The 23,075-nt window shown below is 68.8% G+C and carries 29 protein-coding genes; 13 read left to right on the top strand and 16 right to left on the bottom strand.

Going from position 1 to position 23,075, the window contains the following annotated elements; genetic code table 11:
- Nucleotides 1-15: 15 nt before the first annotated feature.
- Genes hydA through Q0833_RS04260 form a run of 6 tightly spaced genes read right to left on the bottom strand, consistent with a single transcriptional unit; the run spans nt 16 to nt 4,240 of the window.
- Nucleotides 16-1,479: a dihydropyrimidinase gene (gene hydA / locus Q0833_RS04235; protein ID WP_298430589.1), complete on the bottom strand. Its 1,464-nt coding sequence runs from the start codon at nt 1,477-1,479 to the stop codon at nt 16-18.
- Between the two features lie 49 nt (nt 1,480-1,528).
- Nucleotides 1,529-1,765, bottom strand: coding sequence for a hypothetical protein (locus Q0833_RS04240; RefSeq protein WP_298430591.1), 237 nt, complete (start codon nt 1,763-1,765; stop codon nt 1,529-1,531).
- Nucleotides 1,766-1,781: 16 nt separating this feature from the next.
- Nucleotides 1,782-2,030, bottom strand: coding sequence for a hypothetical protein (locus tag Q0833_RS04245; protein WP_298430593.1), 249 nt, complete (start codon nt 2,028-2,030; stop codon nt 1,782-1,784).
- Nucleotides 2,027-2,770 carry a class II aldolase/adducin family protein gene (locus Q0833_RS04250; protein WP_298430596.1) on the bottom strand — a complete coding sequence of 248 codons (744 nt, stop codon included), beginning with the start codon at nt 2,768-2,770 and terminating at the stop codon, nt 2,027-2,029. Before Q0833_RS04250 ends, Q0833_RS04245 begins: the two co-directional genes overlap by 4 nt.
- Complete coding sequence (locus tag Q0833_RS04255; RefSeq protein ID WP_298430598.1) at nt 2,770-2,961, bottom strand: hypothetical protein; 192 nt, start codon at nt 2,959-2,961, stop codon at nt 2,770-2,772. Before Q0833_RS04255 ends, Q0833_RS04250 begins: the two co-directional genes overlap by 1 nt.
- 25 nt (nt 2,962-2,986) lie before the next feature.
- The gene (locus Q0833_RS04260) at nt 2,987-4,240 is read right to left on the bottom strand and encodes a Zn-dependent hydrolase (protein ID WP_298430600.1); all 1,254 of its coding nucleotides are present in this window, start codon (nt 4,238-4,240) and stop codon (nt 2,987-2,989) included.
- Nucleotides 4,241-4,389: 149 nt separating this feature from the next.
- Between Q0833_RS04260 and Q0833_RS04265 the strand changes: the two genes are divergently transcribed.
- On the top strand, nt 4,390-4,995 hold the full coding sequence (locus tag Q0833_RS04265) for a TetR family transcriptional regulator C-terminal domain-containing protein (RefSeq protein WP_298430601.1): 606 nt from the start codon (nt 4,390-4,392) through the stop codon (nt 4,993-4,995).
- A gap of 174 nt (nt 4,996-5,169) precedes the next feature.
- Here the strand turns inward: Q0833_RS04265 and preA are convergent, their stop codons facing one another.
- Genes preA through Q0833_RS04280 form a run of 3 tightly spaced genes read right to left on the bottom strand, consistent with a single transcriptional unit; the run spans nt 5,170 to nt 8,339 of the window.
- Entirely contained in the window at nt 5,170-6,474 is a 1,305-nt protein-coding gene (gene preA, locus Q0833_RS04270) for an NAD-dependent dihydropyrimidine dehydrogenase subunit PreA (protein WP_298430603.1), read from the bottom strand.
- Nucleotides 6,475-6,483: 9 nt separating this feature from the next.
- The gene (locus Q0833_RS04275) at nt 6,484-7,011 is read right to left on the bottom strand and encodes a hypothetical protein (RefSeq protein ID WP_298430605.1); all 528 of its coding nucleotides are present in this window, start codon (nt 7,009-7,011) and stop codon (nt 6,484-6,486) included.
- Nucleotides 7,008-8,339 carry an NAD(P)-dependent oxidoreductase gene (locus Q0833_RS04280; RefSeq protein WP_298430607.1) on the bottom strand — a complete coding sequence of 444 codons (1,332 nt, stop codon included), beginning with the start codon at nt 8,337-8,339 and terminating at the stop codon, nt 7,008-7,010. The genes Q0833_RS04275 and Q0833_RS04280 overlap by 4 nt, the downstream gene beginning before the upstream one ends.
- An 87-nt stretch (nt 8,340-8,426) precedes the next feature.
- On the opposite strand from Q0833_RS04280, the gene Q0833_RS04285 reads away from it, so the two are divergent.
- The 6 genes from Q0833_RS04285 (at nt 8,427) to Q0833_RS04310 (ending at nt 11,519) form a co-directional block, all read left to right on the top strand.
- Entirely contained in the window at nt 8,427-8,717 is a 291-nt protein-coding gene (locus Q0833_RS04285; RefSeq protein ID WP_298430609.1) for a DUF1330 domain-containing protein, read from the top strand.
- Between the two features lie 70 nt (nt 8,718-8,787).
- Nucleotides 8,788-9,576, top strand: coding sequence for a 3-hydroxybutyrate dehydrogenase (locus Q0833_RS04290; RefSeq protein WP_298430611.1), 789 nt, complete (start codon nt 8,788-8,790; stop codon nt 9,574-9,576).
- Entirely contained in the window at nt 9,573-9,701 is a 129-nt protein-coding gene (locus Q0833_RS04295; RefSeq protein WP_298430613.1) for a hypothetical protein, read from the top strand. The genes Q0833_RS04290 and Q0833_RS04295 overlap by 4 nt, the downstream gene beginning before the upstream one ends.
- Nucleotides 9,694-10,710: a patatin-like phospholipase family protein gene (locus tag Q0833_RS04300; RefSeq protein WP_298430615.1), complete on the top strand. Its 1,017-nt coding sequence runs from the start codon at nt 9,694-9,696 to the stop codon at nt 10,708-10,710. Before Q0833_RS04295 ends, Q0833_RS04300 begins: the two co-directional genes overlap by 8 nt.
- Nucleotides 10,711-10,779: 69 nt before the next feature.
- On the top strand, nt 10,780-11,127 hold the full coding sequence (locus Q0833_RS04305; RefSeq protein WP_298430617.1) for a hypothetical protein: 348 nt from the start codon (nt 10,780-10,782) through the stop codon (nt 11,125-11,127).
- Nucleotides 11,124-11,519: a hypothetical protein gene (locus Q0833_RS04310; protein ID WP_298430619.1), complete on the top strand. Its 396-nt coding sequence runs from the start codon at nt 11,124-11,126 to the stop codon at nt 11,517-11,519. The genes Q0833_RS04305 and Q0833_RS04310 overlap by 4 nt, the downstream gene beginning before the upstream one ends.
- Before the next feature lie 7 nt (nt 11,520-11,526).
- On the opposite strand, the gene Q0833_RS04315 is transcribed toward Q0833_RS04310, so the two are convergent.
- Nucleotides 11,527-12,150: a helix-turn-helix domain-containing protein gene (locus Q0833_RS04315; RefSeq protein WP_298430621.1), complete on the bottom strand. Its 624-nt coding sequence runs from the start codon at nt 12,148-12,150 to the stop codon at nt 11,527-11,529.
- A 342-nt stretch (nt 12,151-12,492) separates the two neighbouring features.
- Here Q0833_RS04315 and Q0833_RS04320 point away from each other — a divergent pair, with 342 nt between their 5' ends.
- Entirely contained in the window at nt 12,493-14,277 is a 1,785-nt protein-coding gene (locus tag Q0833_RS04320) for an extracellular solute-binding protein (RefSeq protein WP_298430623.1), read from the top strand.
- Between the two features lie 16 nt (nt 14,278-14,293).
- On the opposite strand, the gene Q0833_RS04325 is transcribed toward Q0833_RS04320, so the two are convergent.
- On the bottom strand, nt 14,294-14,569 hold the full coding sequence (locus Q0833_RS04325; protein WP_298430625.1) for a DUF3572 family protein: 276 nt from the start codon (nt 14,567-14,569) through the stop codon (nt 14,294-14,296).
- A gap of 95 nt (nt 14,570-14,664) precedes the next feature.
- Between Q0833_RS04325 and Q0833_RS04330 the strand changes: the two genes are divergently transcribed.
- Nucleotides 14,665-16,074, top strand: a complete 1,410-nt coding sequence (locus tag Q0833_RS04330) for a diguanylate cyclase (RefSeq protein ID WP_298430628.1) — start codon at nt 14,665-14,667, stop codon at nt 16,072-16,074.
- Nucleotides 16,075-16,097: 23 nt separating this feature from the next.
- Here the strand turns inward: Q0833_RS04330 and Q0833_RS04335 are convergent, their stop codons facing one another.
- Genes Q0833_RS04335 through Q0833_RS04350 form a run of 4 tightly spaced genes read right to left on the bottom strand, consistent with a single transcriptional unit; the run spans nt 16,098 to nt 17,908 of the window.
- The gene (locus tag Q0833_RS04335) at nt 16,098-16,538 is read right to left on the bottom strand and encodes a periplasmic heavy metal sensor (RefSeq protein WP_298430630.1); all 441 of its coding nucleotides are present in this window, start codon (nt 16,536-16,538) and stop codon (nt 16,098-16,100) included.
- Nucleotides 16,535-16,834, bottom strand: coding sequence for a hypothetical protein (locus Q0833_RS04340; RefSeq protein ID WP_298430632.1), 300 nt, complete (start codon nt 16,832-16,834; stop codon nt 16,535-16,537). Before Q0833_RS04340 ends, Q0833_RS04335 begins: the two co-directional genes overlap by 4 nt.
- A complete protein-coding gene (locus Q0833_RS04345; protein ID WP_298430634.1) occupies nt 16,831-17,388 on the bottom strand; it encodes a sigma-70 family RNA polymerase sigma factor in 558 nt (185 codons plus the stop codon). The genes Q0833_RS04340 and Q0833_RS04345 overlap by 4 nt, the downstream gene beginning before the upstream one ends.
- A gap of 52 nt (nt 17,389-17,440) precedes the next feature.
- Nucleotides 17,441-17,908 (bottom strand): calcium-binding protein, encoded by a 468-nt coding sequence (locus Q0833_RS04350; protein WP_298430636.1) that lies wholly within the window; start codon nt 17,906-17,908, stop codon nt 17,441-17,443.
- 159 nt (nt 17,909-18,067) lie between these two features.
- On the opposite strand from Q0833_RS04350, the gene Q0833_RS04355 reads away from it, so the two are divergent.
- Together Q0833_RS04355 and Q0833_RS04360 are read left to right on the top strand one after the other, a co-directional pair.
- A complete protein-coding gene (locus Q0833_RS04355; RefSeq protein WP_298430638.1) occupies nt 18,068-18,469 on the top strand; it encodes a DUF983 domain-containing protein in 402 nt (133 codons plus the stop codon).
- On the top strand, nt 18,466-19,110 hold the full coding sequence (locus tag Q0833_RS04360; protein ID WP_298430639.1) for an NUDIX hydrolase: 645 nt from the start codon (nt 18,466-18,468) through the stop codon (nt 19,108-19,110). The genes Q0833_RS04355 and Q0833_RS04360 overlap by 4 nt, the downstream gene beginning before the upstream one ends.
- Here Q0833_RS04360 and Q0833_RS04365 read toward each other — a convergent pair.
- Nucleotides 19,107-20,000 carry a DMT family transporter gene (locus Q0833_RS04365; RefSeq protein WP_298430641.1) on the bottom strand — a complete coding sequence of 298 codons (894 nt, stop codon included), beginning with the start codon at nt 19,998-20,000 and terminating at the stop codon, nt 19,107-19,109. The genes Q0833_RS04360 and Q0833_RS04365 overlap by 4 nt on opposite strands.
- A 253-nt stretch (nt 20,001-20,253) precedes the next feature.
- Here Q0833_RS04365 and Q0833_RS04370 point away from each other — a divergent pair, with 253 nt between their 5' ends.
- Both Q0833_RS04370 and Q0833_RS04375 read left to right on the top strand, forming a co-directional pair.
- The gene (locus tag Q0833_RS04370) at nt 20,254-20,694 is read left to right on the top strand and encodes a hypothetical protein (protein ID WP_298430643.1); all 441 of its coding nucleotides are present in this window, start codon (nt 20,254-20,256) and stop codon (nt 20,692-20,694) included.
- A gap of 74 nt (nt 20,695-20,768) precedes the next feature.
- Nucleotides 20,769-23,057 carry an NADP-dependent malic enzyme gene (locus Q0833_RS04375; RefSeq protein ID WP_298430645.1) on the top strand — a complete coding sequence of 763 codons (2,289 nt, stop codon included), beginning with the start codon at nt 20,769-20,771 and terminating at the stop codon, nt 23,055-23,057.
- The last annotated feature ends 18 nt before the right edge of the window (nt 23,058-23,075 follow it).

A 23,075-nucleotide genomic window follows, 5' to 3' on the forward strand; every position in this document is an offset into this window, starting at 1 on the left:
GACATTTTTCTGGTATCAAACCCCCGCCGGAATGTTCATCGGGTCGCGCTCGATCTTCCTCGGCGTATTCAGCGCCTTCCACTTGCTGAGCGCCTGGCTCGCGCTTGCAAACGGCGCGCGTTTCACGAACTTGCCTCGGCCCGGTTGCGGCTGCGAATTCTGCCCATGCGCCCAGATGACGTCACCGCGGCTGAGGGTGTAGCGGGGGGCGGCTTTCAGCTCCATGCCCTCGAAGACATTGTAGTCGATGATCGATTTCTGCGTGCTGACCGAGACGGTGCGGTGGATCGACGGGTCCCAGACCACCAGATCCGCATCGCCGCCCACCGCGACGCCGCCCTTCATGGGGTAGATGTTGAGGATCTTGGCGATGTTGGTGGAGGTCACCGCGACGAACTCCTCGGGCGTGAGGCGGCCCGTTTCGACCCCGCGTGTCCAGAGCATCGCCATCCGCTCCTCGAGGCCGCCGGTGCCGTTGGGAATGAGGGTGAAGTTGTCGACGCCCATGCGCTTCTGTTCGTCCGAGAAGGCCGCGTGGTCGGTGGCGACGACCTGCAGGGAGCCGGAGGCGAGACCCGCCCAGAGGCTGTCCTGGTGGTCCTTGGACCGGAACGGCGGCGACATCACCCGACGCGCCGCGTATTGCCAGTCCTTGTCGAAATACTCGCTCTCATCCAGCGTCAGGTGCTGGATCAGCGGCTCGCCATAGACGCGCATCCCCTTTTGGCGGGCGCGTCGGATGGCCTCGTGCGCCTGCTCGCAGGAGACGTGGACGATATAGAGCGGCGTGCCGGCGGCATCGGCGATCATGATGGCGCGGTTGGCGGCCTCGCCCTCGACCTCGGGGGGGCGGCTGTAGGCGTGGCCCTCGGGGCCGGTGATCCCGTCGGCCAGCAGCTTCTCCTGCATGGCGGCGACGATGTCCCCATTCTCGGCATGGACGAGGGGCAGGGCGCCCAGTTCGGCGCAGCGGCGGAAGGACGCGAACATCTCGTCGTCCTCGACCATCAGCGCGCCCTTGTAGGCCATGAAGTGCTTGAACGTGTTGATGCCGCGCTCCTTCACGACGGCCTCCATCTCGGTCCAGATGCCCTCGTTCCAGCCGGTAATCGCCATGTGGTAGGAGATGTCGCAGCAGATCTGGTCGCGGCTCTTGCGGTCCCATTCGTCGATGGCGTTCAGGAGCGAGCCATCCTCGCCGGGTAGGCAGAAATCCACGAGCATCGTCGTCCCGCCCGCGGCGGCGGCAAATGTGCCGCTTTCGAAGGTCTCGTGGGCCGTCGTGCCCATGAAGGGCATCTCCAGATGGGTGTGCGGGTCGATGCCGCCGGGGATGACATAGGCGTCGCTGGCGTCGATCGTCTCGTCGCCATTCAGGTTCTCGCCGATCTCGGCGATGCGCTCGCCCTCGATCAGGATATCGGCCTTCCACTGGCGGTCGGCGGTGACGATGGTGCCGTTCTTGATGACCTTGGACATGGGAGACCTCCGGATTTCAGGCGGGTGGGTAAAGGCGCGCGGGCGCGCGTCAGAGACAGATCGGGGTGCCCTCGATATCGGTCAGGGGGCGGGCGCCCGCGCCATCATCGACATACCAGCAGCCCGATTGCAGGCTGAGCGCCTCGCGACCGGCACCGGGCGGCAGGTTGCGCTCGACCTCGGGGGGCAGGATCTCGGGGATGGGCAGGGTGCCGCCGCCGAGACCGCCGGCCGCGGGGCCGCAGGCGACGGGAAGAAGGAGAAGCGGAAGAAGGAAGCGATGCATTCGGGATGGTCCGTGGTCAGAGGCAGTATTGCGTCCCGCGCGGGATCAGCACGGGGTAGATCAGGCCCTGGTAGGCGTAGCCATAGCAGTTGTCGGCGACGCGCACGTCCTGGGCGGTGACACCCCGCGGCAGCAGACGGCTTACGGCGAAGGGCACGGGCGCCGATGTGGGACCGTAGGTCTGCGGGTCCGGCACGGGGGTCTGCGCGGTGGGCAGGCAGGCGGCGAGGGTCAGGAGCGCGAGGGCGGCGAGGGCGCGGATCATTGGCGGTACTCCGGTTCCTCGGTGTCGAGGATGCGTTTCATCTGTTCGAAATGGGCGGTGCGCTCGGTCGGATCGACCTCCCAACCGCGGGCCGTCTCCTCGGCGAGGTCATCCGGCATGATCGCGAGCGGCTGGCCGGTCGAATAGGCCAGCACTATCGTCCGCGCGGCCCGCTCGAGGTGATACATCGTGTCATAGGCCTCGGCCGCGGTCGCGCCCAGCGTGGTCACGCCGTGATTGCCCATCAGGACGGCGGCGTGGTTGCCGAAGCTGCGCGCGATCCGGTCGCCCTCGGAGGCGTCATGGGCGATGCCGCCGAAATCGAGATCGTAGGCGAGGCGGTTGTGAAACCGCGCAGTGACCTGGTCGATGGGCTTGATCCGGGGATCCTTCAGCCCGGCCAGCGCGGTGAGGTAAGGCGGGTGCAGGTGCAGGGCCACGCGGGCCTGCGGCAGCGCGCGGTGCAGCGCGGCGTGGATCGTCCAGGCGGTCGGGTCGGGCGCGTCGGGGCGATCCATCGTGCTGGGATCGTCGGCATCGACCAGCAGCAGGTCCGAGGCCCGCACGGTCGAGAAATGCACCCAGCGGGGGTTCACGAGGAACCGGCGTCCGTCGTCCGACACGGCGGCCGAGAAATGGTTGGCGACCGCCTCGTGCCAGTCGTGGCGCGCCGCAAGGCGCAGGCAGGCGGCGAGGTCGATGCGGAGCTGGGTCTCGTCGGCGCGCGGCTGGTCGAGCATCAGTCCGGATCCTTCCGCGAGGCCTGCCAGCGCAGGAACAGCCAGTAGAGCAGGGTGGCGACCACTGTGGTCACGAAGGCCGAGGCGAAGGCCGCGGTCGTCAATCCGCCCGCGCGGTAGGCGTCGAAGCCGAGATTCACCACGAAGAAAATGCCCGCGAAGAGGGCGAGCGCGCGCATGAGCGGCGTCATCGGCGCGGCCCTCCGAGGCGGCGGGTCACGACACGACCTCCGCCGTCTCGACCACCGCGTGCAACAGAACGTCGGCCCCAGCGCGGGCCCAGTCCTTGGTGATCTCCTCGGCCTCGTTGTGGCTGAGGCCGTCGACGCAGGGGCACATGATCATCGCCGTGGGGCAGACGCGGTTGATCCAGCAGGCGTCGTGACCGGCCCCCGAGATGATGTCCATATGGCTGTAGCCGAGGCGTTCGGCGGCCGAGCGGACGGCACTGACGCAGCCCTCGTCGAAGGTCACGGGATCGAACCCGCCGACCTTCTCGAATGCGATCTCGAGGCCCATCTCGTTCACGATCCTCTGGCCTTCGCTGCGCAGCCGCGCCTCCATATCCTCGATTACCGACAGATCGGGCGAGCGGAAATCGACGGTGAAGATCGCGCGGCCGGGAATGACGTTGCGGGAATTCGGGTGGACCTCGATATGGCCCGCGGCGCCGACGGCGTGGGGCGCGTGCGACAGCGCGATCGCCTCGACGGCCTCAAGGATGCGCGCCATCCCGAGGCCCGCGTTCTTGCGCATCGGCATCGGGGTCGAGCCGGTATGCGCGTCCTTGCCGGTAACGGTCACCTGCGTCCAGCTCAGGCCTTGCCCGTGGGTGACGACGCCGATGTCGCGGCCCTCGGCCTCGAGGATGGGGCCCTGCTCGATGTGGAGTTCGAAGAAGGCGTGCATGTCGTCGCGCCGCGCGCCCACCTCCTCGTCGCCGCGCCAGCCGATGCGGTCCAGCTCGTCGCCAAAGCGGTGGCCCTCGGCATCGGTCTTGTCCTCGGCCCAGTCTTGCGTGTGCACACCCGCGAACACACCCGAGGCCAGCATCGCGGGGGCAAAGCGCGTGCCCTCCTCGTTGGTCCAGTTGGTGGCGACGATGGGGTGCCTTGTGCGAATGTTGAGGTCGTTGAGCGTGCGGATCAACTCGAGCCCGCCCAGCACGCCCAGGACGCCGTCATACTTCCCACCGGTCGGCTGGGTATCGAGATGCGAGCCGACATAGACGGCCGGCAGATCTTCGGTTCCTTCGCGGCGGGCGAACATGTTGCCGATGGCGTCGACGCCCATCGTGCAGCCAGCATCCTCGCACCAACGCTGGAACAGGTGGCGGCCTTCGGAATCGGCGTCCGTCAGGGTCTGGCGGTTGTTGCCGCCCGCGACGCCGGGGCCGATCTTGGCCATCTCCATCAGGCTGTCCCAGAGGCGGTCCGGGTCGATGCGGAGATTCTGTCCTGCGGCTGCCATGTATCCCCCGATATTTGACCGTTCGGTAAAAGCGACGCTATCACGGGTCGGAGGGCAGTCAACCGGCCCGCGCCGCCCGGCGGCACGATCCGGCGGATGCCCGGTTTCGAGGCGGCGGGGAAGGGCCCCGGCATGAGGAGCGGGCATCGATGGCGGACGGGGATACCCGGATACAGAAGGACCGGCGCGCGCGGATCCTCGATGCCGGGCTCGATGTGTTCGCCGCCGAGGGCTTCCGCGGGGCGACGCTGGACGGGATCGCCTCGGCGGCCGGCTTGTCCAAACCGAACCTTCTTTACTATTTCGCGGGTAAGGACGCGGTCTACACCGCGTTGCTCGACCAGTTGCTCGACACGTGGCTCGACCCGCTGCGCGCGCTCGATCCCGGCGGTGTGCCGCTGGACGAGATGTTGGGCTACGTGCGGCGCAAGCTGGTGTTGGCGCGCGACTTCCCGCGTGAAAGTCGGCTCTTCGCGGGCGAGATCCTGCGCGGCGCACCGGTCATGGGGGCGGCGCTCGCGGGCGATCTTCGGCGGCTGGTGGACGACCGCGCCGGGGTGATCGGCGGATGGATGGAGGCGGGGCGATTGGCGCAATCGGACCCGCATCACCTCATCTTCTCGATCTGGGCGCTGACCCAGCACTACGCGGATTTCGACGTGCAGGTGCGTGCGGTACTGGGCGATAATCGCGATCCCTGGGCCGAGGCGGAGCGCGAAGTAGAGCGCCACTTCAAGCGGGTTCTTGCGGCCTGAATACTGTTATCCGCCAGCGCGTTGGAGATTGACGTTCATGTGGTCACGCTCACCACATGACACGCTGGCCCCCCTGCCTCCGACAGCTACGCAGACAGACTCGCCAAGATCTCGCGGATAGGAGCCGTTCGCCGGCACGGCCCCGCAACACGCGGGGCCATGCGCGGCTGTCGGTCACTCCGCCGCGGCGGCGGCCGGGTTGTTGGGGTGGGTCGTCCAGTTGGCGTATTCGGGCTCGACGACCTTCTGGGTGCGCGGATCGATCGTTCCGGGCTCCATGGCAACCATGTCGATGCAATCCTCGACAGGGCAGACATCGACGCAGAGATTGCAGGCGACGCATTCCTCGTCGATCACCGTGAAGGTCCGGTCCGCCGACATCGCGATGGCCTGGTGCGAGGTATCCTCGCAGGCGGCGTAGCAACGACCGCAGGAAATGCACAGATCCTGATCGATCTTGGCCTTCGCGACGTAATTGAGGTTGAGATATTGCCAGTCGGTCACGTTCGGAACGGCTGCGCCCCGGAAATCCTCGATCGTCTCATAGCCTTTTTCCGACATGTAGCGTTCGAGGCCGGCGGTCATCTCCTTGATGATGCCGAAGCCGTAGGTCATCGCCGCCGTGCAGACCTGGACGTTGCCGCAGGACATGGCGATGTACTCGGCCGCGTCGCGCCAGGTCGTGATTCCGCCGATCCCCGAAATGGGCAGACCCGCCGTTTCGGGGTCTCGCGCGATCTCGGACACCATAGACAGGGCGATGGGCTTCACGGCGGGGCCGCAATAGCCGCCATGGCTGCCTTTACCGTCGATCGAGGGCTCGGGCGAGAAGCTGTCGAGATCGACCGAGGTGATCGAGTTGATCGTGTTGATCAGCGAGACGGCATCGGCGCCGCCGCGCTTGGCCGCCGCCGCGGGCTTGCGGATATCGGTGATGTTGGGCGTCAGCTTCACGATGACGGGCATCCGGCTGTACTGCTTGCACCAGCGGGTGACCATCTCGATGTATTCGGGAACCTGGCCCACGGCCGCACCCATGCCGCGCTCGGACATTCCGTGCGGACAGCCGAAGTTCAGCTCGATCCCGTCGGCACCGGTCTCCTCGACGCGGGGCAGGATGGCGCGCCAGGCCGCCTCCTCGCAGGGGACCATGATCGAGGCCACCAGCGCGCGGTCGGGGTAGTCGCGCTTGACGGCCTTCATCTCGTCGAGATTGGTCTGCAGCGGCCGGTCGGTGATCAGCTCAATGTTGTTGAGCCCCAGAAGCCGCCGGTCGGCACCGTAGATCGCGCCATAGCGGGGACCGTTGACGTTGACGACGGGCGGGCCTTCGGCGCCCAGCGTCTTCCAGACCACGCCGCCCCAACCGGCGTCGAAGGCGCGGCGGACGTTGTATTCCTTGTCGGTCGGCGGCGCGGAGGCGAGCCAGAACGGATTGGGGGACTTGATGCCCACGAAGTCGGTTTGAAGGCTCGCCATGGGGTCTCCTCAGGGGCTGAGCGACGCCACGTCCACACCCGCCCCTTCCAGGCGGCTGGTCGCGGCGGCGCGGGTCTCGTCGTCGAAATCGTCCGGGTGGGCCAGCACGATGGCCTCGGCGGTGAGCGTGGGCTCGCCGCGCTCCATCAGCTCGTCGAAGCGCTCGGACGGGCCGGGCTTGGAGACGAGCTTGCCGATGGCCGGGGCCGCGCCGACCTTTTCGATATCGCGGCGCAGGTAGCTCAGGCGGATGGTCTTGCCGGCGGCCTCGCGCTTGATCTGCTCGACGGCGTGAATCATCTGCCAGGTCGCGTTCTCGACCGAGCCCTCCTCGCCCTCGGACTGCACGGCGGCGAGGCGGCGGAAGGCGGCGGCGCGCACGGGTTCGACCCCGAGGCGTTCGGCATTGGCCATCAGGTTTCGGAGACCGTCGGGGTCGTCCATCGTGGCCACGCGGGCGAGGGCGGCCGCGTCGCGCTTGGCGATCGCGGCCTCGGTCGGGGCGGCTTTGGCGGGGGGGGGCTTGGTTTTGCTCATTCGCGACTCTCGGACAGTGCCGCGTGGATGTCCATGGCTGCATCGCGCCCTTCGGCGACGGCGGTAACGGTCAGATCCTCGCCGCCCGAAGCGCAATCGCCGCCCGCCCAGACGCCGGTGACGCTGGTCCGGCCGGCCCCGGTGACGGCGATCTTGCCGCCATCGAGCGACAGGCCGTCGACGGCTTCGAGTTTCTGGCCGATGGCCCGGAAGAGCTGGTCGGCGGGCAGGCGGATCGTCTCGCCCGTGGGGGCCATGTCCGGGCCGACATAGGCCAGTTCCACCTCGCGCAACCGGTCGTCGCCGTGCAGCGCGTGGGGGATCAGGCCGAAGACGAGGCGGACGCCGTGGCTGGCCGCGAGATCCTGCTCCCAGCGGCTCGCGGGCATCTTCGCGCGGTCGCGGCGATAGGCGATCGTGACGGTCTCGGCCCCCAGAAGCTTGGCCTGCACGGCCGCATCCACTGCCGTCATCCCGCCGCCGATGACGACGACATGGCGCCCGATGGGCAGCTGCGTCAGATCGTCCTGCTGGCGCAGGGCCGCGATGAAGTCGACGGCATTCTCGGCGCCGGTCAGGTTCTCGCCTTCGAGCCCGAGCGCGCCGACGCCCGCAAGGCCGATCCCGAGAAACACCGCGTCATGCGCGTCGCGCAGACCTTCGAGCGTCAGGCCGTCGCCGATGGACTTGCCGGTCTCGACGGTGATGCCGCCGATCTTCAGCAGCCAATCGACCTCGGCTTGGGCATAGCCGTCGGGGGTCTTGTATTGCGCGATGCCGTATTCGTTCAGCCCGCCGGGCTTCGGTCGCGCGTCGTACATGGTGACGTCGTGGCCGTGCATCGCCAGCCGGTGCGCGCAGGCAAGACCCGCGGGCCCCGCGCCGACGACCGCCACGGTTTTGCCGGTGGCGGGGGCGCGGGTGAAGGGATGCTCGCCCGCCGCCATCATGCTGTCTGTGGCGTAGCGTTGCAGGCGGCCGATCTCGACCGGCTTGCCCTCGGCGACTTCGCGGACGCAGACTTCCTCGCAGAGCGTTTCGGTCGGGCAGACGCGGGCGCACATGCCGCCGAGGATGTTCTGGTCGAAGATCGTCTTGGCCGAAGCCTCGGGCATTCCCGTCGCGATCTGGCGAATGAAGAGCGGGATGTCGATATCGGTGGGGCAGGCCGTCACGCAGGGCGCGTCGTGACAGAAATAGCAACGGTCCGCGGCGACCAGCGCCTCGTGATCCGAGAGCGCGGGATGCAGGTCGTCGAAATTCGCCGCCAGGTCTTCGGCCCCCAGCCGTCCAGCCCGGATTCCGTCCAGTCGCATCGCCTCGGTCATGTCGCGCCCTCGCATGAATTCACTGGACAGAGTGCCACGGCTTCATTTTTTATCAACTGGTAAAATTTCAGCAGTTTGGAGACGGCCATGCCTAAGGGATACTGGATCGCGCATGTCACGGTGACGGACCCCGAGCCCTATGCGCTCTACGCCAAGGGCGCGACGGAGGCCTTCGCCAAGCATGGCGCCAAGGTCCTGGCGCGCGGCGGCACGGTCGTGGGCCTCGAAGGCGAGAGCCGACCGCGCAACGTCATCATCGAGTTCGAGAGCCTTGCCGCGGCGCAGGCCTGCTACGACTCGCCTGAATATCAGGCGGCGCGGGCGCATCGCGATGGGGCGGGGGACGCGCAGATCATGCTGCTCGAGGGCGCGGACTGAGGCCACCGGCCTTCCCTTCGCACCCGCAGCATCTATGATCCCTTCCGACACGCCATGACAGGAGGGGCCGATGGGCACCGGGACCGAGGGCCTCAAGGGCAAGACCGCGATCGTCACGGGATCGAATTCCGGCATCGGGCTGGGCATCGCGCGGAGCTTCGCCGAAGCCGGGCTGACGGTCGTGCTGAATTCCTACACCGATAGCGAGGACGATCACGCGCTGGCCCGCGACATGGCCGAGGAATTCGGGACCGAGGTGCGCTACATCTCGGCGGACCTGTCGGACGGTGATGCCGCCCGGCGGCTGGTGCGGGAGGCTGGCGCCTGCGACGTGCTGGTGAACAACGCGGGCATCCAGCACGTGGCCGGCATCGAGGAGTTCCCGGCGGCGAAGTGGGACGCAATCATCGCGATCAACATGTCGTCTGCGTTCCACACGACCGCCGAAGCGCTGCCGATGATGCGCAAGGCCGGCTGGGGCCGGGTCATCAACGTCGCTTCCGCCCACGGGCTGACGGCGTCGCCCTACAAGTCGGCTTATGTCGCGGCCAAGCACGGCGTGGTCGGCATGACCAAGGTCGTGGCGCTGGAGACGGCGGAGGAGCCGATCACGGCCAACGCGATCTGTCCCGGCTACGTGATGACACCGCTCGTCGAGAGCCAGATCCCCGACACGATGGAGAAATACGGCATGGACCGCGAGACGGCGATCCGCGACGTGCTGCTGACGCGCCAGCCGTCGAAGGAATTCGCGACGACGGACCAGCTCGGCGGGACGGCGCTGTTCCTCTGCTCGGACCACGCGGCCCAGATCACCGGCACGACCATCAGCGTGGATGGCGGCTGGACCGCCTTGTGAGCGGCGGGCCGGCCGATGATGCGCCGCCGCCGAACGCGCTGGAGATCGAGGACGCGGCGCTGGACGGCATGACCATCGACGGCATCCGGGTGACGGACCTATTGGAGCGGTGGCGCAATGGCTGAGGCGAAGCGGATCAACCTGGCCTTGCAGGGTGGCGGCGCGCATGGCGCGTTCACCTGGGGCGTGCTCGACGCGATCCTGTCGGACGACCGGATCGAGATCGCGGGCATCTCGGGGACGAGCGCGGGCGCGCTGAACGGGGCGGCCGTGAAATGCGGGCTGGCGCGGGGGTCGCGCGCGCTGGCGATGGAGACGCTGGAGGAGGTCTGGACGCAGGTCGGCGCGGTCACCGACGAGCGCCTGACGGGCTGGTTCTCGGCCTGGTCGCCGATGGCGGTCAGCTACGCGATCGAGATGTCACCGCTCTACCAGGCGGCCGACGGCATGAGCCGTGCGATCTCGCCCTATATGGGCGCCGATTTCGGGCAGCGGTCGCTGGCGCGGATCGTCGCGGGCCTGAGCTTCGAGAACATCTGTTCGGACCGGGGGCCGCAATTCCACGTCTGCGCGACCAACGTGCGGACGGGGAAGATCCGCCTCTTCACACGGGACGCCATCACGCCCGACGCGATCCTCGCCTCGGCCTGCCTGCCGACGCTCTTCCCGGCGGTGGAAATCGAAGGCGAGCATTACTGGGACGGCGGCTACACCGGCAACCCGGCGCTGTTTCCGCTCTTCGAGGCGGACCTGCCGCGCGACATCCTGATCGTGAACATCAACCCGCTGGAGCGGCCGGACCTACCGGTCACCGCGCGCGATATCCAGAACCGGATCAACGAGATCAGCTTCAACACCTCCCTCCTGCGCGAGTTGCGCGCGATCGAGTTCGTGCAGCGCCTCGTCCGGACGGGCCGCGTGCCCGAGGGGGCGATGAAGGACGTCCTGATCCACATGATCGCCGATGACGGGCTGATGCGGCAGCTTTCGGTTGCCACGAAAACCGTGCCCAACCCGACCGTCATGCACCAGCTTCGCGTCGCGGGGCGTGACGCCGCCGAGACCTTCCTCGGGCGCGAGTTCGATGCGCTGGGCACGGGCTCGACGGTCGATCTTGCGGCGATGTTCGCCTGAGGTCCGAGGAACCCGCCGGGGCAGGGGGCGTTGATCCTGCGCCACGCACAACTCGAATGGAGATCCGCCATGAGCCGCCAGCAGTTCCAGGACGACTGGAGACCCTTCCGCGATGCCCTGCTCAGCCGTTATCCCACGCTGACGGACGGCGACCTGTCGGATGCCGACGGCTCGACCGCCGCGCTGGCCAAGACCATCGCCGGCAAGGACGGCATCGAGCCCGCCGAGGCCCAGCAGCGGCTGCATGAATTCCTCGACGGCCCGATGCCGGCGGATGCCTATGCCGCGCCGATCCACGACAACGCCGCCGTCATGGACAGCGGCGACTACGTGCCCGCGGGCGAGGACCCGCTGGCCGACGACCGCCGCTTCGGGGACGACAACGTTCCGTCCACGCCGATGGGGCGGGACCGGTGAGGGCCCCGGTCCTCGCCGCGCTGGCGATCGCCCTGGCCGTTCCCGCATCGGCGCATGAACGTCCCGGCCAGCGCCTGACCCACGAGCCCGCGATCTACTGGAACGGCGGCCCGACGGCCAAGCGCGCGGGCGATGGGCGCATCCGCCTTGTCTATCACGGGCACCGCGTCGCGGCCGTGCTCGGGGTGAACCAGTTCGACATGTACCAGCGCGAGTACAAGCGCTGCCTTGCCCAACTCGCCATGATCGGACCGATCGGGCACCACCAGATCGCCCGTGCGCGGCACCACGCCTTCCACGAAGTCGTGCGCGCCTATCCCGCGATCCGAGTGAATGCGATCGACCTCGAGCCGTTGCGCGGCGGGCGGTTGGCCACCGATCTGTGGTATTGATCGGCGGTTATTCGCCCGAACGCGCCGTGACCCATAAAATCGTCGCGTCCTCGGGGGACGTGCTGACGACGTTGTGGCCCATCGTGGCATCGTAATAGGCACTGTCGCCGCGCTTCATGTCGACCGGTTCGTAGAATTCGGTGAAGAGGCGGATGGTGCCCGTCAGGACCAGCAGGAACTCCTCGCCGTCGTGGCGCACCCAGCCGTCGAACTCTTCGAAGTCGCGCGCGCGGATACAGGCACGGTAGGGCAGCATCGCCTTGCGGGTCAGCGAACCGGCCAGCAACTCGTGTTCGTAGGTAGTGGTCAGGTGCGCCTGACCTTCGCCCGCCTTCGTCACGTCCCGTCGCCCGTTCACCTGGCCGCGCGTCGGCGGTGTGAAGAGCTGCGGAATGCCGATCTCCAACCCCGTCGCAAGCTTCTTGAGCGCATCGTAAGTCGGTGACATCTGGCCATTTTCGATCTTCGAGAGGGTCGAACGCGCCAGACCTGCCTGCCGCGCCGCCTGCTCCAGTGTCCAGCCCCGCGAGGTGCGCAGATCGCGCACCCGCGAGCCCAGATCGAGCGGTTCGGGCGCGGTACGCGCTTCGCCCTCGCGCGCGAGCTGGATCAGGGACGGGATCTCGGTCATGGGCGGGGTCTAGGCTCAGGCCCTTCGCGCGGCAAGGCGGCGCGGCGTCGCGTCACGCTGGACGATGCCGTTCGGGGGTGCGAAAAAAAAACGCCCGCACAAGGCGGGCGTCAAGTCATTGAGGCAGGTTTCATACAGGCAAGAAACCTATCGAGCAGTGCTTGTTTTATAGACGTTAACGTCACCGAGTCCAAGCAAAAGTTTTGCACTGGGATTCCGGGCCGGATAGGGTCTGGGCCAAGGAAACATGGGCTTCTGAGGCGGATCGAGACAATGCTAAGCAAATGGTTCACCGGGGCACCAGATCGCACCCGTCCGGGCACCCGCGCATCATGCGTGCGAATGGCGGTCGCAGCCCTTGTTTTACAGGCCGGAGCGGCGATGGCCGACGGGCACGGGATCGCCCTCTACGGTGACCCTGCGCTGCCCGCCGATTTCACCCACCTGCCGCATGTCAATCCGGACGCGCCGAAGGGGGGCGCGTTCTCGGACGGGCAGGTCGGCAGCTTCGACAGTCTCAACCCGCATATCCAGCAAGGGCGGGTCCCGTGGCAGCTGCGATTCCTCGCCTACGAATCCCTCATGGGCCGCTCCTATGGCGAGCCGTTCACGCTCTACGGCCTGCTGGCCGAGCGGGTCGAGGTCTCCGATGACGCGACGCAGGTGACCTACACCTTGAACCCCGCCGCCCGCTTCGCCGACGGCGCGCCTGTCACGGTCGAGGATGTCATCTGGTCGCACGAAATCCTGGGTCAGGAGGGGGCGAACGGACGCTACCGCACCGCGTTCTCGAAGGTTACGGGTGTCGAGGCGGTGGGCGAGCGGGGCGTGCGGTTCACCATCGATGCGCCCGACCGCGAGCTTCTGATGGTCCTCGGGATGCGTCCGATCATGAAGAAGGCGCAGTTCGAGGGGCGCGAGGAGGCGTTCTTCACCTCCGGCACCGACACCGTCCCGATGACCTCGGCGCCCTATCAGATCACCGATTTCGATGCCGGACGCTATGTCGAGCTGACGCGCGACCCGGATTACTGGGGCGCCGATCTGCCATTCCGGCGCGGCACCAACAATGTCGACACGATCCGCATGGAGTTCTTTGGCGACGCGACCGCCCATTTCGAGGCGTTCAAGGCGGGCGAGTTGTCGACCATGCGCGAGACCAATGCCGCGAAATGGGGCCGGGAATACGACTTCCCGCGCGTCCAGTCCGGCGAGGTCGTCCTGTCGGAGATTCCGCACCAAAGGCCGACGGGGATGACCGGCCTCGTGATGAACACGCGGCGCGCGCCTTTCGACGACTGGCGCGTGCGCGAGGCGCTGATCCAGGCTTTCAACTTCGAATACATCAACGGCGTCATCAACGGGGGCACCCAGCCGCGCATCACCTCCTATTTCGCCAACTCGCCGCTGGGGATGCTGCAGGGTCCGGCCGAGGGGCGCGTGGCCGAACTTCTCGCGCCGATGGCCGACAGCCTGCTGCCCGGCACGATTGAGGGGTATACGCTGCCCGAAGGCGACGGTCAGGCGGCGAACCGGCGGGGCTTGCGCGCGGCGACCCGGCTTCTGGAGGAGGCGGGCTATGTGGTCGAGGACGGCGTGCTGACCGGCCCGGACGGCCCCGTCGCCTTCGAGATCCTGCTGCCGCAGGGCTCGTCCGAAGTGCAATCGATCGTCGATATCTACATCGAGGGGCTGAAGCGGCTGGGGATCGCGCCGACCGTCGCCTCGATCGACAGCGCCCAGTTCAAGGAGCGCCAGACCGCCTACGATTTCGATATGATCTGGTACATCTGGGGCCTGTCGCTCAGCCCCGGCAACGAGCAGCTGGCCTATTGGGGCCCGGACGGGGTCGAGACGCCGGGCACGCGCAACCTGATGGGCGCGGACGATCCGGCGATCAAGGCGATGATCGACGCGATGCTCGGGTCCGAGACGCAGGAGGACTACGTCGCGGCCGTGCGCGCGCTGGACCGCGTTCTGACGGCGGGGCGCTACGTGATCCCGAGCTGGCACAATCCGGTCAGCTGGATCGCGCACGAGGCGTCGCTTACCTATCCCGCCGACCGCCTGCCGATCTATGGCGACTGGATCGGGTTCCAGCCCGACCTGTGGTGGTTCGAGGAGTGATCGGGCGGGGCGGCGGTCAGGTCCAATGGGGCAGGTTGCCGCCCGGCAGCGCGGCGCGCGCGGCGAGAAGGCGGTCGTAGGGGAGCGATTGCGCCGCGCAGGCGCCTTCGACCCAATCGTCCTGCATCAGTATGAAATCGAGCACGGCGCCCAGGAAATCGGCATCCTCGGCGGCTGCGACGATTTGCGCGCGCTCCGCGCCGGTCGTGGCCTGGAAGGTATCGAGGAGCTCGGCCCCGACCAGCCATTCAAGGGCCCGAAGCGCCACGACCTCCGCCTGCTCCTGTCGCATCCCGGCCACTCCCTCCATTTGGAAACGGTTTATTAACTTTCACGGTCCATTAAGGAAGGTGACCCGACCGGTAAACATTGCGAGACATCCAACCCATGACAGGGCGCATTCTCATCGTCGACGACGTGGCCACGAACCGCATCGTGATGAAAGTGAAGCTTGCGGCCGCGCGCTACGACGTGGTGCCCGCGGCGAGCGGCGCCGAGGCGTTGAAGATCGCGCGCGATGGCGGCATCGACATCGTGATCATGGACATGATGATGCCTGGCCTTACGGGCGCGGAGACCTGCCGGATGCTGCGCGCCGATCCCGCGACCGCGGCGATCCCCGTGATCCTCGTGACGGCCGTCGACGATAGCGAGGCTCGGATGGAGGGGCTGTCTGCGGGCGCGGACGATTTCCTGTCGAAGCCGGTGGACGAGATCGCCCTTCTGGCGCGCGTGCGCTCGCTTCTGAGGACACGCGAGGAGGAGCGCGACTACGAGGCGCGGGGCGGCGCCCTGCTGGAAATGGCGGGCGACGACATGCACCGGGGCTTCGGCGAGCGGGCGCAGGCGGGCTTCGCCGTCGCGCCGGCCGGACCGGCCGAGGGGCGCATCGCGCTGATCGGCGGCGCCGAGGCCGGATGGCTCTTGTCGCAGCGCGACCGTCTCCGCCCGCTCTTTCGCGAGGAGGTCTCGGTGATCGACCGCGACCGCGCGCTGGCGCTGACGCCCGAGCGCGCGCCCGACCTCTTCCTGATCGACGCCGATATGGGCAAGCGCAACGAAGGCCTGCGCCTGATGTCCGAGCTGCGCTCGCGGCAGGCGACGCGCCACGCGGCCTTCATCGTGCTGCTGCCCGCAGGCGACAGCGAGCGGGCTGCCACCGCGCTCGACATGGGGGCCGCTGACGTGGCCTATCACCCGTTCCCCGTCGACGAGGTGGCGATGCGGGTGCGCACGCAGCTCTCGCGCAAGCGCCGCGCCGACCGGATGCGCGACACGCTCGACACCGGGCTGCGGCTGGCGGTGATCGACCCGCTGACGGGTCTGCACAATCGCCGCTACGCCTTGCACCATCTCGACCGCGTGGCGATGCGCTGCCGGGCGCAGGGCATCAAGGCGGGCGTCATCCTGATGGATATCGACCACTTCAAGGCGGTCAACGACACCCATGGCCACCCGGCCGGCGACCGCGTGCTGTCGCGGGTGGCCCAGATCCTGGCCGACAGTCTGCGCGGCGAGGATCTCGTCTGCCGGATCGGGGGCGAGGAGTTCCTCGCGGTGCTGCCCGATGCGGGCCCCGACCAGGTGCGCGCCGTGGCCGAGCGCCTGCGGGCCGCCATCGCCGATATCCGCGTGACCTTGCCCGAGGGGGGCACGCTGGGCGTGACGATGTCGCTGGGCGTGGCGATGCTGACCGATCGCGACGATGCCGGGACGGACGCGCTGACCCGCGTGGACCGCGCGCTCTATGCGGCCAAGCATGACGGGCGGAACCGGGTGCGGGTCGCCGCCGACTGACGCCTTGATCGAACGGGCCCGCGTCAGCCTTGCGGGCGACGACGGCTCATGCGCGCGGCCAATTCGGCGCGCGCTTCGGGCGTCATGCCTGCCACGGCATCGGCGAACGCCTCGAACCCCCGATCCGTGAGCCGGCCCTGCAGCGCCTGCCGCGCGCGCATCGCATCCAGAAGCGCGGCCCGATCGAACGGATCGGCCACCAGCGCGGCCCGCAGTTCGCTCTGGGCGGCGCGCATCGCCGCGCGGTCGGCGCGGATCGCGGGATCGTCACGCAGCGCACGCCCCATGGCCCGGCGCGTCGGCGCATCGAGCCCGCGGGCGATGGCCCCGATCTCGGACCGGCCCGTGCCGCCGTCGCGACCCGGCGGCCCGCCGGATAGACGCGCACCCACGACCGCTCCCGCCACCACGAGGTTCAAAGCCAGCGACAGCCCGAGCGCGATCTTGAGGCTGCGCGGGCTCATGCCTCGTCCCCGAGAAGCGGGCCGGCGAAGACGTCGTCGAGCACCGCCTCCTGCGCCACGAGGCCCGGAACGACGTCCCACACCGCCTCGGGCTGGGTGCCGCCGATCCAGAGGCCGGTCAGCGCGGCGGCCGAGAGCCCCGCAAGACCGGGCCAGATGCGCCACCACGGGGCCGGGCGCAGGGGGGCGGGACGTGCCGCGGCGGCGTCGGCGAGGATGCGGGACCGAAGCGCGCGGGGCATCGGCGTGGTCGTCTCGCGCAGCGCGGCGAGGGCATCGTCGAGATCACGGGTCATCGCGGGTCCTCCGTCCTCAGTAACTCGGCCAGGCGGCGCTTGCCGCGGGCGGTCAGGCTCTCGACCGCCTCGACGCCGCAGCCCATCATCGCGGCGATGTCGGGGTTGGAATAGCCCTCGACATGCCGCAGCACCACCGCCTGCCGCTGGCGATCGGGCAGCGCGGCGAGCGCCGCGTCCAGTGCGGACGCCCCCTCGGCGGCGATCATCCGTGCGGCGACCGAGGGGACCGGGTCCGGCGCGTCGTAGCCGTCCGGCAGGCCCGTCAGGCGCGCGGCGCGCCGGTGGCGGTCGATGGCGAGGTTCGCCGCGACCCGACCGAGCCAGGTCGAGACCTGCGCCGCGCCGCCCGCATCCCACTCGCCGGCCTTCTTCCAGAGGCGCAGGAACGCCTCCTGCACGATGTCCTCGGCCTCGGCGGTGTCGCCGCCCGTCATCCGGCGTACGAAGGCCATCAGGCGCGGCCCCTGCCGGTCGAGCAGGGTCGCGGCCGCGCGGCCGTCGCCCGCGGCGAAGCGGGCCAGCAGCGCGGCGTCGTCATCGGTGTCATCCATCCCGTCCCCATCGGCGGCGGCACGGGGATCGCCCCGCGCCGCCCTCGGGTCTTCAATTGCCGCGCGCGCCGCGCCGGTCGACCATCGCGGCCCACTCAGCGGCGTCGATCGCGCCGTCGCCATTGGCGTCCGCCCGCTCGAACATGCGCGCGCCGCGATCGCCGCGGCGACCTTCGCGCCCTTCGCGCCCGGCCGTCAACTCGGCCTGCGAGAGCGCGCCGTCGCCATCGGTGTCGAGCCGTTCGATCATCCGACCCGCGCGGGATGCGGCGCGGTCGCCCGCCGCCGCGACAAGTTCGGCCTCGGTCACGGTGCCGTCGCCGTTCGTGTCCGTCTGCGCGAAGCGTTGGGCGCCGCGCGACGTGCGGAACGTCTCGAGCTCGGCCGGGGTGATCGTGCCGCTGCCATCGGCGTCGAGCTGCTGGAACGTCGGGCGCTGGCGGTCTTCGCCGCGGGCCTCGGCGGCGAGGGGGGCGGCCAGCGCGGCGGCGAGGGCGAGGAGGGTCAGGGTCTTGGTCATAAGGTGTCCTTCTGGGTTCTACGCACCGCCCATCTGCGGCGCGCTCCCCTGTCACACGGGGGAACGTTCGGGTTCCGTCGCACGTTTTTTCGCGATGTTGCCGCACCCCCCTGTGAGACCGGATATGACAGGGCTAGGGTGCGCCGCGAGGAGACCGCCATGACCGACACGATGCCCGGCACCACCACTGACCGCGAGATGAAGCGCGCGCTCTGGCGCGGCTGGCGGCGGCGCTGCCCGAATTGCGGGGAGGGGGCGATGATGGACGGCTACCTGGCCGTGAACGACGCCTGCCCGCATTGCGGCGAGGCGCTGCACCATCACCGCGCCGATGACGGCCCGCCCTACCTGACGCTGCTGATCGTCGGGCATATCGTCGGGCCCGCGATGCTCTGGGGCTATATCGCCTACGAACCGACGCCGCTGGTGTTCATCGCGGTGTTCGGTCTCGCCTCGATCCTGATGTCGCTGTGGTTCCTGCCGCGCCTCAAGGGGTTCCTCGTGGCGATGCAATGGGCCACGCGGATGGGCGGGTTCGGCCGCGCCGACCCCGCCGCGTGACGGACGCCCAGCCGATCCGCGATGCCGCGACGGTCATCGTCCTGCGCGAGACGGGGGCGGGGCCGGCGGTCCTGATGGGCCAGCGCGGCGCGTCGGCCGCGTTCATGCCGTCGAAATATGTCTTTCCCGGCGGGGCCGTGGATGCGGGCGATGGCGATGTGACCTTTGCGCGCCCGTTGGTCGGCCCGGTGCGCGCGGCGCTGACGCGGCGCGCGGCGACCGCGCCCGAGGCGCTCGCCGGGGCCGCGCTGCGCGAGCTGGCCGAGGAGACGGGGCAGGTCATCGCGGGCGCGGGGCCGGGCTGCGGCTGGCCGGGCTTCACGGATCGCGCCCCCGACGCCCATCCGCTGCGCTTCGTGTTCCGCGCGATCACGCCGCCCGCGCGGCCACGCCGCTTCGATGCGCGGTTCTTTCTCGCTATGGCGGATGCGCTGGTGACGGATCCGGACGATTTCTCGGCGGCCGAGGACGAGTTGAGCCATCTGCACTGGGTGCCGCTGGCCGAGGCGCGGGCGCTGGACATGCCCTTCATCACCGAGGTCGTGCTGGCCGAGATCGCGGCCATCACCGACGGGACGGACGTGCCCGGCGTGCCGTTCTTCGACAATTCGGGCGCGGCCTCGACCTTCCACCGCCTCTAGGTCTGGAGAAGGATCAACCCGACCACGCTGACCGTCAGAAGGACGATGCCCGCCAGTTCCTTGCGGGTCTGCCGCTCGCCCAGGATCAGCCACGAGATCCCCATCGACAGGATGAGCTCGACCTGCCCCACCGCGTTCACGTAGGCCGCTGTCTGCAGGGTGTAGGCCGTGAACCAGCCCAGCGAACCCGCCATCGACGTGGCCCCCACCAGCGTCGTCACGCGCCAGCGGGTGAAGACCGCGCGCAGCATGTCACGCTCGCGCCAGGCCATCCATGCGATCAGCATCGCCGATTGCAGCACCGTCACGAGGCCCAGCGTCACCGTCGCCCGCAGGATCGGCAGGTCCGACATGACCGCGAGCGACGCGCCGCGATAGCCGACCGCCGAGACCGAGAAGAACGCGCCGGACGCGAGGCCCAGCAACGTCGCGCGGTTGCCCAGCTTCCAGCCGCCATCCGCCGGGACCGAGAGGAGCACGACGCCGAGGAACCCGATGGCCATCGCGGCAAAACTGGCCCAGGTGACGGTCTCGCCCAAGACGATGAAGCCCGTGACCACGGTCATCAGAACCGTCGTCTTCGAGAACGCCATCCCGACCGCGAAATTGCGATGCGCGAAGAGGGCGACGACGCACATGGTCGCGAGGATCTGGCAGAGGCCGCCCGCGATGGCATAGCCCCAGAACGAGGGCGCGATGGGCGGCAGGGAGAGGCCCGTGAGCGAGGTCCAGACCGCCAGCGCGCCTGCGATGACGAAGGGTGGCCAGATGAACCGCGCCAGCGTCGACGCCGCCGGTGAGAGACCCGCCTGGGCCAGCCGCTTCTGCAACAGGAAGCGAAGCGCCTGGACCGTGGCGGCGAAGAGGGTGGCGACGAGCCAGAGCGACATGCGCGCATCTGGCACGGGGCGATTCACATAGGCCAGAACAATGTGCCGACGGGTGGTCGCCAGGACGGGGATGATGCAGTGAAACGGGGGCGAGTCGTTCGGAAATCGTGGACAGGGCCCGGCCGTTTTGCCACATTCCCGCCACAAATCCGCTCTAGGTTCGTCTTAATTCTGCTGGAGTCCTGCCCGAATGTCGCTTGAAGACGCCGTTTCCGCCACATTTTCGTCTTTTCGGGAATTCGGGGCGCGTCTGGTGGACGGGGTGGACGGCGTGTCCCGGTTCGAGACGATGTGCCTGACGTTGGGGCTGGGGGGCCTCGCGACGGCGCTGGGCGTGACGGTCGCGCAGGCGATGTTGCCCTCGGTGATCGACACCGAGGCGGCGCTGCGGCGTGCGGTTGTCGATGCGGGCTTCGAGGCGTCGGTTTGCCCCGACGGATGGGCCGCCGATCATGCGCTTCTTCTGACGATGACCGAGCCGGAGATCTTCGCGTGGTATCTGCGCGAATCCTTCTCTCTGACGGATCGCGAGGTCATTACCGGTGTTGGGGTCTACCTGCAGAACGCGAGCGACTTCCGCATGATCCAGGGACCCGCGCTGACGCGGAACCAGATCCTGCTCTGCATCGCCGAGAGCCGTCGCCTGACGGTCGATCCGATCGAGCGTATCCCGCCCTTCCTGCGCGGCGTCTGATCGCCGCCGCCTCTGGCGGTCCGGGATAGTTCAATGTTAAAGCATCTGCGGCAGACCGCCCGCAGGAGAGCCCGATGAGCGACCGGACCGACGACCAGAACGCGGCCCTTCGACAGGCGGCACTGGACTATCACCGTCTGCCCCGTCCCGGAAAGCTCGAGATCCGCGCGACCAAGCCTTTGGCCAACGGTCGCGACCTCGCACGGGCCTATTCTCCCGGCGTGGCAGAGGCATCGGTGGCGATCCGCGACGATCCCGCGACGGCCGAGGATTATACCGCGCGAGGCAATCTCGTGGCCGTGGTGACCAACGGCTCGGCCGTGCTGGGCCTCGGCAATATCGGCGCGCTGGCCTCGAAGCCGGTGATGGAGGGCAAGGCGGTCCTCTTCAAGACGTTCGCCAATATCGACTGCTTCGACATCGAGCTCGACTGCGCCGATCCCGAGAAGCTGGCCGACATCGTCTGCGCGCTGGAGCCGACCTTCGGGGCGATCAATCTCGAGGACATCAAGGCGCCCGACTGCTTCATCGTCGAGAAGCTGTGCCGCGAACGGATGAACATCCCCGTCTTCCACGACGACCAGCACGGCACGGCCATCGTCGTGGGCGCGGCGGCACTCAACGCGCTGCGCCTGACGGATCGGGACTGGGCCGAGATCAAGGTCGTCTCGACGGGCGGCGGGGCGGCGGGGATCGCATGCCTCAACATGCTGGTGTCGCTCGGGGTGCGGCGCGAGAACGTCTGGCTCTGCGACCTGCACGGGCTCGTCCACGAGGGCCGCGACGCGGACATGACGCCGCAAAAGGCCGCCTTCGCCCAGCCCGGCGGCGCGCGGGGCCTGGCCGAGGTAATCGAGGGCGCGGACCTCTTCCTCGGGCTTTCCGGCCCCGGCGTCCTGACGCCCGAGATGGTGGGCCGGATGGCGCCGCGCCCGATCATCTTCGCGCTGGCCAACCCGAACCCCGAAATCGCCTATGCCGACGCCAAGGCCACCGCCCCCGACGCGATCATCGCCACGGGGCGCAGCGATCATCCCAACCAGGTCAACAACGTCCTGTGCTTCCCGTTCATCTTCCGCGGCGCGCTGGACGTGGGCGCGACCGAGATCAACGAGGCGATGAAGATCGGCTGCGTCGAGGGGATCGCGGCGCTGGCGCGGGCCACCACCTCCGCCGAGGCCGCCGCCGCCTACCAGGAGGAGCAGCTGACCTTCGGCACCGACTACCTGATCCCGAAGCCCTTCGATCCGCGCCTGATGGGCGTCGTCGCTTCGGCGGTAGCGGAGGCCGCGATGGAGAGCGGCGTCGCGCGCCGCCCGATCGAGGACATGAAAGCCTACAAGGCAAAGCTCGACGCCAGCGTCTTCAAGTCGTCCATGATCATGCGCCCCGTCTTCGCCGCCGCCCGCGAGGCCGAGCGTCGCATCGTCTTCGCCGAGGGCGAGGACGAGCGCGTGCTGCGCGCCGCGCAGGCCATGATGGAGGAGACCACCGACATCCCCATCCTGATCGGCCGCCCGGACGTGATCGCCACCCGTGCGGCCCGCGCGGGTCTCACGATCGAGCCCGGGCGCGACGTCGAGATCGTCAATCCCGAGAGCGACCCGCGCTACCGCGACTACTGGGAGACCTATCACGCGCTGATGGCCCGGCGGGGCATCGCCCCCGACCTCGCCCGCGCGGTGATGCGGACCAACACGACCGCGATCGGCGCCGTCATGGTCAGCCGCGACGAGGCGGACTCGCTGATCTGCGGCACCTTCGGGCAATTCCTCTGGCACCTGCGCTACATCACCGAGGTGCTGGGGCAGGGCGGCCTCCATGCGGTCGGCGCGCTCAGCCTCATCATCCAGGAGGAGGGGCCGCTCTTCATCGCGGACACCCATGTCCACGCCCAGCCGACGCCCGACCAGGTGGCCGAGACGGTCATCGCCTGCGCCCGCCACGTCCGCCGCTTCGGGGTCGAGCCCCGGATCGCGCTCTGTTCGGCCTCGCAATTCGGCAACCTCGCCTCGGCCAGCGGCCAGACGATGCGCGACGCGATGACGTTGCTCGACGCGATGGCGCTCGACTTCCAGTACGAAGGCGAGATGAACGTGGACGCCGCGCTCGACCCCGAGCTCCGCGCCCGCTTCCTCGCCGATTGCCGGATGGACGGCGCGGCCAATGTGCTGGTCTTCGCTTCGACCGACGCGGCGGGCGCCACGCGCAACATCCTCAAGGCCCGCGCCGGCGGGCTCGAAGTCGGCCCCCTCCTGATGGGCATGGGAAACAAGGCCCATATCGTGACCCCCTCGATCACGGCGCGGGGGTTGTTGAACGTCTCGGCGTTGGCGGGCACGCCGGTGGCGCATTACGGGTGAGGGGGAAGGGGAAGGGGC

Source organism: uncultured Jannaschia sp., from assembly GCF_947503795.1.
Lineage (GTDB): Bacteria > Pseudomonadota > Alphaproteobacteria > Rhodobacterales > Rhodobacteraceae > Jannaschia.

Coding starts and splice junctions, on each gene's coding strand:
- Q0833_RS04345 (WP_298430634.1), bottom strand. CDS start 17,388: ATGGATGACACCGATGACGACGCCGCGCTGCTGGCCCGCTTCGCCGCG.
- Q0833_RS04285 (WP_298430609.1), top strand. CDS start 8,427: ATGCCTAAGGGATACTGGATCGCGCATGTCACGGTGACGGACCCCGAG.
- Q0833_RS04355 (WP_298430638.1), top strand. CDS start 18,068: ATGACCGACACGATGCCCGGCACCACCACTGACCGCGAGATGAAGCGC.
- Q0833_RS04280 (WP_298430607.1), bottom strand. CDS start 8,339: ATGACCGAGGCGATGCGACTGGACGGAATCCGGGCTGGACGGCTGGGG.
- Q0833_RS04275 (WP_298430605.1), bottom strand. CDS start 7,011: ATGAGCAAAACCAAGCCCCCCCCCGCCAAAGCCGCCCCGACCGAGGCC.
- Q0833_RS04260 (WP_298430600.1), bottom strand. CDS start 4,240: ATGGCAGCCGCAGGACAGAATCTCCGCATCGACCCGGACCGCCTCTGG.
- Q0833_RS04250 (WP_298430596.1), bottom strand. CDS start 2,770: ATGCTCGACCAGCCGCGCGCCGACGAGACCCAGCTCCGCATCGACCTC.
- hydA (WP_298430589.1), bottom strand. CDS start 1,479: ATGTCCAAGGTCATCAAGAACGGCACCATCGTCACCGCCGACCGCCAG.
- Q0833_RS04350 (WP_298430636.1), bottom strand. CDS start 17,908: ATGACCAAGACCCTGACCCTCCTCGCCCTCGCCGCCGCGCTGGCCGCC.
- Q0833_RS04365 (WP_298430641.1), bottom strand. CDS start 20,000: ATGTCGCTCTGGCTCGTCGCCACCCTCTTCGCCGCCACGGTCCAGGCG.
- Q0833_RS04375 (WP_298430645.1), top strand. CDS start 20,769: ATGAGCGACCGGACCGACGACCAGAACGCGGCCCTTCGACAGGCGGCA.
- preA (WP_298430603.1), bottom strand. CDS start 6,474: ATGGCGAGCCTTCAAACCGACTTCGTGGGCATCAAGTCCCCCAATCCG.
- Q0833_RS04305 (WP_298430617.1), top strand. CDS start 10,780: ATGAGCCGCCAGCAGTTCCAGGACGACTGGAGACCCTTCCGCGATGCC.
- Q0833_RS04290 (WP_298430611.1), top strand. CDS start 8,788: ATGGGCACCGGGACCGAGGGCCTCAAGGGCAAGACCGCGATCGTCACG.
- Q0833_RS04325 (WP_298430625.1), bottom strand. CDS start 14,569: ATGCGACAGGAGCAGGCGGAGGTCGTGGCGCTTCGGGCCCTTGAATGG.
- Q0833_RS04315 (WP_298430621.1), bottom strand. CDS start 12,150: ATGACCGAGATCCCGTCCCTGATCCAGCTCGCGCGCGAGGGCGAAGCG.
- Q0833_RS04330 (WP_298430628.1), top strand. CDS start 14,665: ATGACAGGGCGCATTCTCATCGTCGACGACGTGGCCACGAACCGCATC.
- Q0833_RS04300 (WP_298430615.1), top strand. CDS start 9,694: ATGGCTGAGGCGAAGCGGATCAACCTGGCCTTGCAGGGTGGCGGCGCG.
- Q0833_RS04320 (WP_298430623.1), top strand. CDS start 12,493: ATGGCGGTCGCAGCCCTTGTTTTACAGGCCGGAGCGGCGATGGCCGAC.
- Q0833_RS04340 (WP_298430632.1), bottom strand. CDS start 16,834: ATGACCCGTGATCTCGACGATGCCCTCGCCGCGCTGCGCGAGACGACC.
- Q0833_RS04255 (WP_298430598.1), bottom strand. CDS start 2,961: ATGACGCCGCTCATGCGCGCGCTCGCCCTCTTCGCGGGCATTTTCTTC.
- Q0833_RS04240 (WP_298430591.1), bottom strand. CDS start 1,765: ATGCATCGCTTCCTTCTTCCGCTTCTCCTTCTTCCCGTCGCCTGCGGC.
- Q0833_RS04265 (WP_298430601.1), top strand. CDS start 4,390: ATGGCGGACGGGGATACCCGGATACAGAAGGACCGGCGCGCGCGGATC.
- Q0833_RS04335 (WP_298430630.1), bottom strand. CDS start 16,538: ATGAGCCCGCGCAGCCTCAAGATCGCGCTCGGGCTGTCGCTGGCTTTG.
- Q0833_RS04245 (WP_298430593.1), bottom strand. CDS start 2,030: ATGATCCGCGCCCTCGCCGCCCTCGCGCTCCTGACCCTCGCCGCCTGC.